12 protein-coding genes and 1 riboswitch are annotated in these 12,279 nt (G+C 39.9%); all 12 genes read left to right on the forward strand.

The features are described 5' to 3' along the window. Positions 1 to 160 precede the first annotated feature (160 nt). The gene (locus ACJ004_RS10375) at positions 161 to 514 is read left to right on the forward strand and encodes a hypothetical protein (RefSeq protein ID WP_410892843.1); all 354 of its coding nucleotides are present in this window, start codon (positions 161 to 163) and stop codon (positions 512 to 514) included. Between the two features lie 17 nt (positions 515 to 531). Continuing rightward, entirely contained in the window at positions 532 to 1,848 is a 1,317-nt protein-coding gene (locus ACJ004_RS10380) for an O-acetylhomoserine aminocarboxypropyltransferase/cysteine synthase family protein (RefSeq protein WP_410892844.1), read from the forward strand. 130 nt (positions 1,849 to 1,978) lie between these two features. Continuing rightward, positions 1,979 to 2,088, forward strand: a riboswitch (SAM riboswitch). Positions 2,089 to 2,256: 168 nt separating this feature from the next. Next, positions 2,257 to 3,282 (forward strand): methionine ABC transporter ATP-binding protein, encoded by a 1,026-nt coding sequence (locus tag ACJ004_RS10385; protein ID WP_410892845.1) that lies wholly within the window; start codon positions 2,257 to 2,259, stop codon positions 3,280 to 3,282. After that, positions 3,275 to 3,940 carry a methionine ABC transporter permease gene (locus ACJ004_RS10390; RefSeq protein WP_410892846.1) on the forward strand — a complete coding sequence of 222 codons (666 nt, stop codon included), beginning with the start codon at positions 3,275 to 3,277 and terminating at the stop codon, positions 3,938 to 3,940. Before ACJ004_RS10385 ends, ACJ004_RS10390 begins: the two co-directional genes overlap by 8 nt. A 16-nt stretch (positions 3,941 to 3,956) precedes the next feature. Beyond that, entirely contained in the window at positions 3,957 to 4,787 is an 831-nt protein-coding gene (locus ACJ004_RS10395; RefSeq protein WP_410892847.1) for a MetQ/NlpA family ABC transporter substrate-binding protein, read from the forward strand. 379 nt (positions 4,788 to 5,166) lie between these two features. Continuing rightward, positions 5,167 to 5,952, forward strand: coding sequence for a Fe-S cluster assembly ATPase SufC (gene sufC, locus ACJ004_RS10400; protein WP_410892848.1), 786 nt, complete (start codon positions 5,167 to 5,169; stop codon positions 5,950 to 5,952). Positions 5,953 to 5,973: 21 nt separating this feature from the next. Continuing rightward, positions 5,974 to 7,284, forward strand: a complete 1,311-nt coding sequence (gene sufD, locus ACJ004_RS10405) for a Fe-S cluster assembly protein SufD (RefSeq protein WP_410892849.1) — start codon at positions 5,974 to 5,976, stop codon at positions 7,282 to 7,284. Beyond that, on the forward strand, positions 7,284 to 8,513 hold the full coding sequence (locus ACJ004_RS10410; protein ID WP_410892850.1) for a cysteine desulfurase: 1,230 nt from the start codon (positions 7,284 to 7,286) through the stop codon (positions 8,511 to 8,513). The genes sufD and ACJ004_RS10410 overlap by 1 nt, the downstream gene beginning before the upstream one ends. Next, entirely contained in the window at positions 8,503 to 8,943 is a 441-nt protein-coding gene (gene sufU / locus ACJ004_RS10415; RefSeq protein ID WP_410892851.1) for a Fe-S cluster assembly sulfur transfer protein SufU, read from the forward strand. Before ACJ004_RS10410 ends, sufU begins: the two co-directional genes overlap by 11 nt. 91 nt (positions 8,944 to 9,034) lie before the next feature. After that, complete coding sequence (gene sufB, locus ACJ004_RS10420) at positions 9,035 to 10,432, forward strand: Fe-S cluster assembly protein SufB (protein ID WP_410892852.1); 1,398 nt, start codon at positions 9,035 to 9,037, stop codon at positions 10,430 to 10,432. 134 nt (positions 10,433 to 10,566) lie between these two features. Next, positions 10,567 to 11,412 carry a DUF72 domain-containing protein gene (locus ACJ004_RS10425; protein ID WP_410892854.1) on the forward strand — a complete coding sequence of 282 codons (846 nt, stop codon included), beginning with the start codon at positions 10,567 to 10,569 and terminating at the stop codon, positions 11,410 to 11,412. A gap of 40 nt (positions 11,413 to 11,452) precedes the next feature. After that, positions 11,453 to 12,274 (forward strand): sulfite exporter TauE/SafE family protein, encoded by an 822-nt coding sequence (locus ACJ004_RS10430; RefSeq protein WP_410892855.1) that lies wholly within the window; start codon positions 11,453 to 11,455, stop codon positions 12,272 to 12,274. Positions 12,275 to 12,279 lie beyond the last annotated feature (5 nt).

The following is a 12,279-nucleotide window of genomic DNA, read 5'->3' on the forward strand; positions in this document are numbered from 1 at the left end:
AATTTCCGACTCTTTTCAAAAAATTCTCTCAATCCGACATATTTCTCAGGAAATCTTCCCTCCCCTCCTCCCAAAGTAGATAATTGTCGACCACTTTAAAGAGGATTTCAGGCCCGTCTCCTGTATATTTAAGATAAGAGAGTAGACCGGAGTGGTGGAAATGATAGAAGTGTTGAAAACCTTTCAAATAGCCATTAAACAGCAAGGGCATGTTCTGCCGTTACTTGAGCATATCAATTTACGAGCGAATTTGGTTTGTGAACAAAAAGCCATTCAAATTATCATCAAGGATGGAGAATTTTTCATCCTTCATGATCGCGAAGAGAACCAAACGATACCAGAGATTCGTGGGGACTTGAAAGCCATGAAGCAACTATTAGAAGGGAAAGAAAGGTTACGAGCTCTTGAACGAAACGGCCAACTAAGTATTTCCGCCCCATTACGCACAACGCTATTGCTTGAATCTATCTTTTATTTGACAAAGGCACAGGAAGACTTTGCAAAAATTATTTAAACCGAGGAGGAAACAGTATGAGTGAAAATCAAAAAAAGTATCGTTTCGAAACGTTAAGTGTTCATGGTGGATTAACTCCAGATCCGGTAACTGGGGCCCGGGCCGTTCCAATCTACCAAAACAATGCCTACCAATTTAAGAATACCGAGCATGCCGCAAATCTTTTTAGCCTAGCAGAACCGGGATACATATACACGCGGATTCATAATCCAACGACAACTGTATTTGAAGAAAGAGTTGCCCTATTAGAAGGTGGTGTTGGTGCCCTAGCGGTTGCGAGCGGAATGGCAGCCATTACTCTCGCCATTTTAAACATTGCTGAGGCTGGCGATGAAATCGTTTCGGCAGCAAATCTTTATGGCGGAACCTATAATTTATTTGCGGTGACGCTGCCGAAATATGGGATAAACGTGAAATTTGTTGACCCTGAAAATCCGGACAATTTCCGCGCCGCTATCACTGACAAAACCAAGGCTGTTTTTGCTGAAACGATTGGTAATCCAAGCCTACGCATCCTCGATATTGAAAAAGTTGCTGAAATTGCTCATGAAGCAGGTGTCCCATTAATTATTGATAATACCTTTGCCACTCCATACCTATGCCGGCCAATTGAACATGGAGCCGATATTGTCATCCATTCTGCGACAAAGTGGTTATTAGGAAATGGAACGACCACGGGCGGAATCATTGTAGATGGTGGCAAGTTTGACTGGAATTCACATAAATTTCCTGGCTTCACCACCCCAGATGCAAGTTACCATGATCTTGTTTATGCAGAAGCGCTCGGAGCAGTGGCTTATATTATTAAAGCACGTGTCCAATTACTTCGTGATCTAGGACCTGCATTAAGTCCGCAAAACTCCTTCCAATTTGTCCTTGGTCTTGAAACACTTCATGTTCGCATGAAAGAGCATGTGGCCAATACACAAAAAGTGGTTGCTTATTTAGTAAACCATCCTGCAGTGGAGTGGGTTTCTTATCCTGGTCATCCATCGCATCCTGATTATGAATTAGCCAAAAAGTACTTACCAAAAGGCGCGGGTTCGATGGTCGTTTTCGGAATTAAAGGTGGGAAAGAAGCCGGTGCTAAATTAATTGATGCGGTTACACTCTGGGCGCATGTGGCCAACGTTGGCGATGCGAAAAGTTTAATTATTCATCCTGCTAGCACCACACACCAGCAATTAGATGCCGAAGGCCTGAAAGCTGCAGGTGTAACTGAAGATTTAATTCGCCTTTCCATTGGTATCGAGAATGTGGAAGACTTAATTGAAGACCTAGAATCAGCAATGGTTTTAGCAACTGGTTTAACCTCACTAAATGTAAATGCCTAAAAGTGACCCAAACGTATTTTCCGAATATGAAGTTTTTTTCGTTGACACCCCTTTTTATCCGTGATACGATAACTTTTGTAATATAATTACTTAAATAAATGAACTTTTTAATTGAATATAGTACTTGATGCTCTTATCAAGAGAGGTGGAGGGATGTGCCCGATGAAGCCCGGCAACCGTCAATATTTATTATTGAAATGGTGCCAATTCACACAAAGCGATTGCTTTGGGAGATGGGAGAAAGGATTATTATTTATGATGCCTTTCTGCCTGCGCAGAAAGGCTTTTATTTTGTTAAAATTGAATCTTTTTGTTCAAAACGTCAAACCCTATATTATATTTAAGCGGTATATTACAAGAAAAATCTTTCAGAATCTTAGGTAAATTGAATAAGAAGCAGGTGATTCAATGATTTCTATAAAAAATGTTCAGAAGATCTTCCCTTCTAAACAAGGGCAGCTAAGAGCCGTTGATGATGTAAACCTTGAAATTCAAGAGGGTGAAATTTTCGGGGTAATTGGATACAGTGGTGCTGGTAAAAGTACCTTAATCAGAATGTTAAATGGACTGGAACTGCCAACTAACGGAACGGTTACAGTCGCAGGCCGAGTGGTCTCAAAGATAAAGGGTGCGGAACTCCGAAAAGCACGTCAAGAGATCAGTATGATCTTCCAGCATTTTAACTTACTGTGGTCGAGAACAGTTAGTGAGAATATCGCTTTTCCATTAGAAATAGCAGGTATCAAAGGTCCTGAGCGCCAAAAAAGAGTAAGAGAATTAATAAAATTAGTCGGCCTGGAAGGAAGAGAAAATGCTTATCCGTCCCAGCTAAGCGGTGGACAAAAGCAGCGTGTCGGAATTGCCAGAGCGCTCGCAAACAACCCGAAAGTCCTTTTATGTGATGAAGCTACTTCCGCATTAGACCCACAGACTACCGATTCTATTTTAGAATTGTTAGTTGATATTAATAAAAGGCTGGGTTTGACAATTGTGTTGATTACACATGAAATGCATGTCATTCGGAAAATTTGTCATAGGGTGGCCGTCATGGAAAGTGGAAAAGTGGTCGAACTAGGTCCGGTGCTTGATGTGTTTAAAAACCCGAAGCAGCCAATTACAAAACGTTTTGTCCAACAGGTAACAGAACCAGAGGAAACGAAAGAAACAACCGATCATCTACTCGAACGTTATCCCGAGGGGCAAGTGGTTCAGCTAACGTTTGTTGGAGAGGCGACAGAACAGCCATTAATCACAAATATAATCAGGGATTTCGACGTTGTTGTAAATATTCTTCAAGGGAAAATTTCTCACACGCAAAACGGATCATATGGGACATTATTTATTCATTTGGATGGACAAGCCAGCGAAATACAGAAAGCCATCGATTATATTCATTCACAGCAAGTCGGCGTGGAGGTGATCAGTAATGGCTAACTTTATGGAAATGGTAAAGTGGGATGAATTAATTGAAGCAACACGTGAAACCATTTATATGACTTCCATTTCAGTGTTAGCTACATTTATCTTAGGATTATTTCTCGGTCTGCTGTTATTTTTAACAGATAAAGGAAATTTGTGGGCAAATCGGACAATTAATGTTATTATTGCTGGGTTTGTTAATATTTTCAGATCGATTCCCTTTATCATCTTAATTGTCTTATTAATTCCATTTACAAAATTATTGCTTGGGACTATGCTCGGAGCAAATGCGGCACTGCCAGCTCTAATTATTGGAGCAGCTCCTTTTTATGCACGAATGGTGGAAATTGCCCTTAGGGAAATCGATAAAGGTGTCATTGAGGCATCGCAATCGATGGGAGCAACACATAATCATATTATTTTTAAAGTTTTAATACCGGAATCTTTGCCAGCATTAATTTCAGGGATTACAGTCACAACTATTTCACTAGTCGGCTTTACAGCAATGGCGGGTGTCATTGGAGCAGGCGGACTTGGACATTTTGCCTACCTTGAAGGTTTTCAGCGCAATCGACCGTTTGTTACGTTAGTTGCAACGATTGCGATATTAATTTTAGTTTTTATCATCCAATTTGTTGGGGATTATTTTACAAAGAAAACAGATAAACGATAACAGGAGGAGTTAGAAAATGAAAAAAGTATTTAGTTTCATTGCGATTACGTTAGTTGTATTTGCCTTATCAGCGTGTGCTGGTACAAAAAACGGAACAGAAGAAAAAGATGGTAACAAGAAATTAGTCGTTGGTGCATCTGCTGTACCGCATGCGGAAATATTAGAAGCGGCTAAACCATTATTAAAGAAAAAAGGCATTGATCTAGAAGTACAAGTTTTTCAAGATTATATCCTTCCAAATGTGGCGTTAAGGGATAAAGAACTCGATGCAAACTATTTTCAAACACCAGGGTATTTAGAATTGCAAATGAAAGAAAATAAGGATTATGATTTTGTAAGTGTTGGTGGTATTCATAAGGAACCAATCGGAATTTATTCTAAAAAATATAAAAGCTTAAAGGACCTTCCAAAAGGTGCGAAAATTATTATGAGTGATTCATTTAGTGACCATGGACGGATTTTACCAATTTTTGAAAAAGCTGGCCTAATTAAGTTAAAAGAGGGCGTTGGCGTGAATGCAAGAGTAGAGGATATTGTTGAAAATCCAAAGAATCTTGATTTCTCAACGTTAGTTGAAGCGAAGTTATTAGCTACTTCTTTCGAAAGCGGTGAGGGTGATGCGGTTGTTATTAATACAAACTACGCATTAGAAGGCGATATTGACATTAAAAAGTATGGAATCGCATTTGAAGGCAACGACGTTGTTCCAGCAAACCTTGTTGTCGTTCGTTCTGAGGACAAAAATAACAAAGAAATCAAAGCCCTTGTAGAAGTACTTCATTCTAAAGAAATTCAAGATTTCATTCATAAACAATACAAAGGTGCCGTTGTACCGGTTTCTGAGTAATTTGTATATAGGAAGAAAGTCAGTGTGAAAACACTGGCTTTTTGTATGCCGTTGCCAAAAAGCGCTGTACATTTATAAAGGTACGTTGGGAAAAATAGAATGAAGATAAAACTGAATTCACTTGGCAAATAGTAAAAAAATGAGGTATGATTTTAATCGAATGTTTTTTCTGAAATAGTATTAATCAGAATTTTCTTAAGAAATTGATTTTCATTCTCAATTGGTACTAGCTTAATGAAAATGGTTGCTATGTTTTTACTGTTTAAGAGTTGCTAATACATTTCATTTGTTATAAGATTGGAATGAGAATAAAATGAGAATAGGGTTATCGAATTAGCCCTAATACATGATACAACACTTTCTCTTTGGAGGTATAGATATGGCTGGATCAACATTAACGATCAAAGATTTACATGTAGCAATTGATGGAAAAGAAATTTTAAAAGGTGTGAACCTTGAAATAAAGGGTGGAGAAATTCACGCAATCATGGGTCCAAATGGTACAGGTAAATCCACTTTATCTTCTGCAATTATGGGTCATCCAAAATATGAAGTGACAAGTGGGTCAATTACATTAGATGGACAAAATGTTCTTGAAATGGAAGTAGATGAGCGTGCAAGAGCTGGACTATTCCTTGCTATGCAATATCCAAGTGAAATTAACGGCGTTACAAATGCCGATTTTTTACGTTCAGCACTCAATAGCCGTCTTGGTGAAGGAAATGAAATTTCATTAATGAAATTCATTCGTAAAATGGATAAGCAAATGGAATTCCTTGAAATGGATCTTGATATGGCACAACGTTATTTAAACGAAGGCTTCTCCGGCGGTGAGAAAAAACGTAACGAAATCCTGCAATTAATGATGTTAGAACCAAAAATTGCAATCTTAGATGAAATTGACTCCGGACTAGATATCGATGCCCTAAAGGTAGTATCAAAAGGAATCAATCAAATGCGCGGCAAAGATTTCGGCTGCTTAGTGATAACACACTATCAACGTCTTTTAAACTATATCACTCCAGACCATGTGCATGTAATGATGCAGGGCCGTGTTGTAAAATCCGGCGGAGCCGAACTAGCACAACGCTTAGAAGCTGAAGGATATGACTGGATCAAACAAGAGCTTGGAATTGAAGATGAAACAGTTGGGCAAGAAGCGTAAGAGAGGGTTAGGAGGATTACAATGACAACAGAAATCAAATTACCATTTGATCAGGAAAATGTACGCTCCTTTTCAAAAGAAACAAGCGAGCCTGCTTGGTTTGAAGAGCTTCGTCTTAAGGCATTAACCGATTTCGAGCAACTTCCAATGCCTAGACCTGATAAAACAAAGATTGATAAATGGAACTTCACCCAGTTTACTCAACATACAGTAACAAGTGCTCCGATAACTTCTCTGACTGAATTACCAGAAGAAGTGAAAGAATTAATAGACATGGAAGCCGAAAATAAAAATTTATATATTCAACGAAATCAAACTCCTGCTTTTTTATCTTTATCAGAAGAACTAAAAAGCAAAGGTGTAATTTTTACGGATATTTTTACAGCTGCAAAAGAACATGGTGACGTACTGAAAAAGTATTATTTAACTCAGGCGATCAATGCCGATGAACATCGTTTAACGGCACTAAATGCGGCCCTCGTAAATGGAGGAGTATTCTTATACGTTCCAAAAAATGTAGAAGTCTCTGAACCAATTCAAGCAGTGTTTGTCCAAGACAATGCTGAGGCCAATTTGTTTAACCATGTAATTGTTGTGGCGGAAGATAATAGTGCAGTAACATATGTAGAAAACTACATTTCCACTGTGGAAACATCTAATGCAGTGGTTAATATCTTGACTGAAGTAGTTGCGAATGTAAATGCAAGCGTACGATATGGTGCAGTTGATACCTTAGCTAAAGGTATTACTACTTATGTGAATCGTCGCGGCGTTGCTGGCAGAGATTCTAAAATTGAATGGGCCCTAGGTTTAATGAATGAGGGGAATACCATTTCTGAAAATACCACCAACCTTCTTGGTGATGGTTCATATGGCGATACAAAAACTGTAGTTGTTGGACGTGGTGATCAAACGCAGAACTTTACCACTGCGGTTGTTCATTTCGGAAAACATACGGTTGGAAACATTTTAAATCATGGTGTTGTTAAAGATAGTGCGACATCGATTTTTAATGGAATTGGTAAAATTGAGCACGGTGCATCTAAATCGGATGCTGAACAAACATCACGTGTACTTATGCTAAGCGAAAAAGCTCGTGGTGACGCCAATCCGATTCTTTTAATTGATGAAGATGATGTCGTGGCTGGTCACGCAGCCTCTGTAGGACGTGTGGACCCAATTCAACTGTACTACTTGATGAGCCGCGGGATTCGTAAAGAAGAAGCAGAGCGCTTAGTCATTCACGGATTCTTGGCCCCAGTTGTCAATCAGCTTCCAATCGAAGGAGTAAAGAAACAGTTAACTGAAGTAATTGAAAGGAAAGTACGCTAATGAATATCAAAGATATTCGAGCGCAGTTTCCAATCTTAGATCAAGAGGTCAATGGGAAGCCATTGGTATACTTGGATAGTTCTGCAACATCTCAAAAGCCGCTCCAAGTAATCGAGGCAGTTGAAAGATATTATCGTGAAATCAATTCCAATGTCCATCGCGGTGTGCATACACTAGGAACAAGAGCAACTGATGCTTACGAAGGTGCAAGAGAAAAGGTTCGTAAGTTTATCAATGCCAAGTCTATTCAAGAAGTGATTTTCACCCGAGGAACGACAACATCGCTTAATACAGTGGCAGCAAGTTACGCCGCAGCAAACCTAAAAGAAGGCGATGAAATCGTCATTACGTATATGGAACACCACAGTAATATTATTCCGTGGCAGCAAGTGGCTAGACGGACAGGTGCCCAGTTGAAATACATTCCACTTCAAGAAGATGGAACGATTTCACTCGATGATGTCCGTACTACCATTACTGCAAACACAAAAGTTGTTTCTGTTATGCAAGTATCCAACGTTCTTGGTGTTATCAATCCAGTTAAGGAGATTGCCCAAATTGCTCATGAAAATGGGGCAATTATGGTAGTCGACGGTGCACAAAGTGCTCCCCATATGAAGATTGATGTACAGGATTTAGATTGCGATTTTCTAGCCTTTTCAGGACATAAAATGTGCGGTCCAACCGGCATTGGTGTGCTTTATGGAAAGAAACATCTCCTTGAGAATATGGAACCAATTGAATTTGGCGGCGAAATGATTGATTTTGTTCAATTGTACGAATCAACTTGGAAAGAACTTCCCTGGAAATTCGAAGCCGGTACACCGATTATTGCTGGAGCCATTGGTCTTGGCGCCGCCATCGACTTTTTAAATGAGGTGGGCTTAGACCAGATTGCTGAGCATGAACATAAACTTGCTGCTTATGCTTTAGAAAAAATGGCAACGGTTGAAGGAATGACCATTTATGGTCCCCTTGACGCTGCGAAGCGGGCTGGACTTGTCACTTTTAATATAAGTGATGTTCATCCACATGATGTGGCAACCGTTCTTGATGCGGATGGTATTGCGGTTCGTGCCGGACATCATTGTGCCCAGCCCTTAATGAGATGGCTAAAAGCCTCCGCAACCGCACGTGCCAGCTTTTACCTGTATAATTCAGAAGATGATATAGATAAACTTGTTGAAGGACTTGTTAAAACAAAGGAGTATTTCAGCGATGTCTTCTAATAATTTAGATAATCTTTACCGTCGGGTGATTATGGACCATTATAAAAACCCACGCAATCGTGGTGTTTTAGATGATGGCAGTCTGACTATTAATATGAATAACCCTACTTGTGGTGACCGGATTCAATTGACACTTAAGGTGGTTGATGGAATCGTGGTTGACGCAAAGCAAGAAGGCGAAGGCTGTTCTATTTCCATGTCATCAGCATCAATGATGACCCAGGCGATTAAAGGGAAAACGATTGAAGAAGCCTTAAAGCTATCAACAATCTTTTCTGACATGATGCAAGGAAAAGAGTATGACGAAGATATCGATTTAGGCGATATCGAGGCACTTCAAGGTGTTGCCAAATTCCCAGCCCGCATCAAATGTGCGACATTAGCGTGGAAAGCAATGGAAAAGGGTTTGAAAGAAGAAGAAAAAGAATAAAAATAAGAAAAAGCGGGTGTGAGAGGGCGACGTCCAGATCCAGTGCCTGAGCAAGGCACTTCCGCTTTTCTATGAATGGAGGAACACGACGATGGCGAAAAAAATGCCGGAAATCGGTGATTATAAATATGGTTTTGCCGATAAAGACGTTTCCATATTCCGATCTAAGCGCGGTTTAACAGCTGATATAGTAAAAGAAATTTCCAAGTTGAAGAACGAACCACAATGGATGTTAGACTTCCGATTGAAGTCGCTTGAACATTTTTACAAAATGCCAATGCCGCAATGGGGCGGGGATATGACTTCTTTAAATTTCGATGAAATTACTTATTATGTAAAACCATCTGAAAAATCAGAGAAATCATGGGATGAAGTACCTGAAGAAATCAAGGCAACTTTTGATAAGCTTGGAATTCCTGAAGCTGAGCAAAAGTACCTTGCAGGGGTTTCTGCTCAGTATGAGTCTGAAGTAGTTTACCACAACATGAAGGTTGAACTTGAGGATTTAGGGATCGTCTTTAAAGATACGGATTCTGCTTTAAGGGAAAATGAAGATATTTTCCGCGAACACTTTGGAAAAACAATTCCACCAACAGACAACAAGTTTTCTGCACTTAACTCTGCAGTTTGGTCAGGCGGCTCATTTATCTATGTTCCACCAGGTGTAAAGGTGGATACTCCGTTACAAGCTTATTTCCGAATCAACTCTGAAAACATGGGTCAATTTGAACGAACATTAATCGTTGTTGATGAAGGCGCGCACGTGCATTACGTTGAGGGTTGTACAGCACCAGTATATACAACAAACTCTCTGCACAGTGCCGTTGTTGAGATTGTTATTAAAAAGGATGCTTACTGCCGTTATACAACAATCCAAAACTGGGCAAATAACGTCTTTAACCTTGTAACCAAGCGTGCGGTTTGTGAAGCAAACGCAACAATGGAATGGATTGATGGCAACATCGGTTCTAAATTAACGATGAAGTATCCAGCCGTTATTTTAAAAGGCGAAGGTGCTCGTGGTATGACGTTATCGATTGCCATTGCTGGTAAAGGACAACACCAGGATGCTGGTGCAAAAATGATTCATTTAGCACCAAATACATCTTCCACAATCGTTTCTAAATCCATTTCTAAGCATGGCGGTAAAGTAACCTACCGCGGTCAAGTTCACTTCGGACGTAAAGCAGATGGTGCTCGTTCTAATATCGAATGTGATACTTTAATTATGGATAACAAGTCGACATCAGATACGATTCCTTATAATGAGATTCTAAATGATAACATTTCACTTGAGCATGAAGCGAAGGTTTCTAAGGTTTCTGAAGAGCAGCTTTTCTACTTGATGAGCCGTGGTATTTCAGAACAAGAAGCAACTGAAATGATCGTAATGGGCTTTATCGAGCCGTTTACAAAAGAACTGCCAATGGAATACGCTGTTGAAATGAACCGTCTCATCAAGTTTGAGATGGAAGGCTCCATCGGTTAATATTTTTTAAAAAATTACCCGCTTGCCACAGATGGCAGGCGGGTTTTTATGTGGCCAAACTCCCTTTTCCTTTATTCAAAATTACCACCATCGAAAAATGGTTATGCTATTATTAATAGTTGGAGGTGAGTTTTTTGATCTATATCGGCGTAACAGGCTGGGGCGATCATGACAGCTTATATCCCGGCCCCATTTCCTCACGGGACAAACTAAAGGCGTATGCAGGCCATTTTCCAATTGTAGAAGTAGATTCGGCCTTTTATGCCATTCAGCCTAGGAGAAATGCTGAAAAGTGGGTCAATGAAACACCGGACAGCTTTCAGTTTATCGTTAAAGCCTATCAAGGAATGACCGGACATATGCGCGGAGAAATTCCGTTTGAAAATAAACAGACGATGTTCAGAGTTTTCAAAGAGTCACTCGAACCATACATAGAAATGAATAAATTAGCAATGACCCTCTTTCAATTTCCCCCATGGTTTACGTGTACGAAAGAAAATGTCCAGTATCTAAGATGGTGCAAGCATGAGATGGGGGATCTCCCGTGTGCATTAGAGTTCAGACACCAGTCTTGGTTCGCCCCACAGTATCGTCAAAAAACAATAGAGTTTATGAGCAAAGAAGAATGGATCCACAGTATTTGTGATGAACCACAATCTGGAGAAGGTTCCGTCCCAACCGTTTTACAGTCGACTTTCCCTGAGAAGGTCCTCGTCCGTTTTCACGGCCGCAATTTTCATGGCTGGCAAAAACGAGTGGGAGTGGATTGGCGTGAGGTTCGTTACCTATACCGCTATAACCAGCAGGAGCTAGAAGAATGGGCAGATTCGATTCAGTTATTAGCCAAGGATACAAAAGATGTCTATCTCCTCTTTAACAATAACTCAGGCGGAGATGCGGCAGCGAATGCCAAGGAAATGATTAATCTTTTACACATTGAATATAAAGACCTTGCTCCACGGCAGCTAGATTTATTATAAACAGCATTCATAACAGACAGAGGGAAGGAGAAGGAAAACCATGGAATGGATTTTAATCGTTTTTATTGGCTTAATTGCAAGCTCATTAGGCTCGCTCATTGGGTTAGGAGGAGGCATTGTCATTGTCCCCTCGTTGCTTTATTTATCCACCCTACCCGCTTTTGGGCATATCACACCACAGGTTGCGGTGGGGACATCTTTGTTTACGATGATTTTTACAGGTTTGTCGTCCACTTTAGCTTATTTGAAACACAAAACCGTTGATTATAAAAGCGGCTTGATTTTTCTGATTGGAAGCGGTCCGGGGAGTATCCTGGGTGCGTGGGTAACGGAAGGTTTACATTTGAAGACGTTTAATATCTTTTTTGGGCTATTTATTATTTTTATTTCGGTTATTTTATTACTTAAGGATAAATTAAAGCCATTGCCTTATCAGAAGGATCGGGGAATCATCCGTACGTATACAGATAAAAGGGGAAATAATTTTGAATACGGATATAACCCGCTAATTGGCATCTTGATTGCCTTTATTGTTGGTTTTTTATCGGGGGTATTTGGTGTCGGCGGCGGCTCCTTAATGGTTCCGACGATGATTTTGGTATTCTTTTTTCCACCACATGTAGCGGTAGCTACATCGATGTTTATGATTTTACCCACCTCATTGCTGAGCTCTATTACGCATATTACCTTAGGAAATGTTAACTGGATGTATGCTCTTGCATTGGTTCCTGGGGCTTGGATTGGCGCCAAATTAGGTGTGTATTTCAATACAAAGCTTAAGAGTAAAACGATTGTCTTCATATTACGAACGATTCTTATCATTGTTGGGATTCGATTAATTTATCAAGGAATTTTTGGGTAGGGATA

This window comes from Neobacillus sp. 204 (assembly GCF_046562815.1).
In the GTDB taxonomy this organism is placed as follows: domain Bacteria; phylum Bacillota; class Bacilli; order Bacillales; family Cytobacillaceae; genus Neobacillus.

Coding starts and splice junctions, on each gene's coding strand:
- sufB (WP_410892852.1), top strand. CDS start 9,035: ATGGCGAAAAAAATGCCGGAAATCGGTGATTATAAATATGGTTTTGCC.
- sufC (WP_410892848.1), top strand. CDS start 5,167: ATGGCTGGATCAACATTAACGATCAAAGATTTACATGTAGCAATTGAT.
- ACJ004_RS10395 (WP_410892847.1), top strand. CDS start 3,957: ATGAAAAAAGTATTTAGTTTCATTGCGATTACGTTAGTTGTATTTGCC.
- ACJ004_RS10390 (WP_410892846.1), top strand. CDS start 3,275: ATGGCTAACTTTATGGAAATGGTAAAGTGGGATGAATTAATTGAAGCA.
- sufD (WP_410892849.1), top strand. CDS start 5,974: ATGACAACAGAAATCAAATTACCATTTGATCAGGAAAATGTACGCTCC.
- ACJ004_RS10375 (WP_410892843.1), top strand. CDS start 161: ATGATAGAAGTGTTGAAAACCTTTCAAATAGCCATTAAACAGCAAGGG.
- sufU (WP_410892851.1), top strand. CDS start 8,503: ATGTCTTCTAATAATTTAGATAATCTTTACCGTCGGGTGATTATGGAC.
- ACJ004_RS10430 (WP_410892855.1), top strand. CDS start 11,453: ATGGAATGGATTTTAATCGTTTTTATTGGCTTAATTGCAAGCTCATTA.
- ACJ004_RS10385 (WP_410892845.1), top strand. CDS start 2,257: ATGATTTCTATAAAAAATGTTCAGAAGATCTTCCCTTCTAAACAAGGG.
- ACJ004_RS10380 (WP_410892844.1), top strand. CDS start 532: ATGAGTGAAAATCAAAAAAAGTATCGTTTCGAAACGTTAAGTGTTCAT.
- ACJ004_RS10410 (WP_410892850.1), top strand. CDS start 7,284: ATGAATATCAAAGATATTCGAGCGCAGTTTCCAATCTTAGATCAAGAG.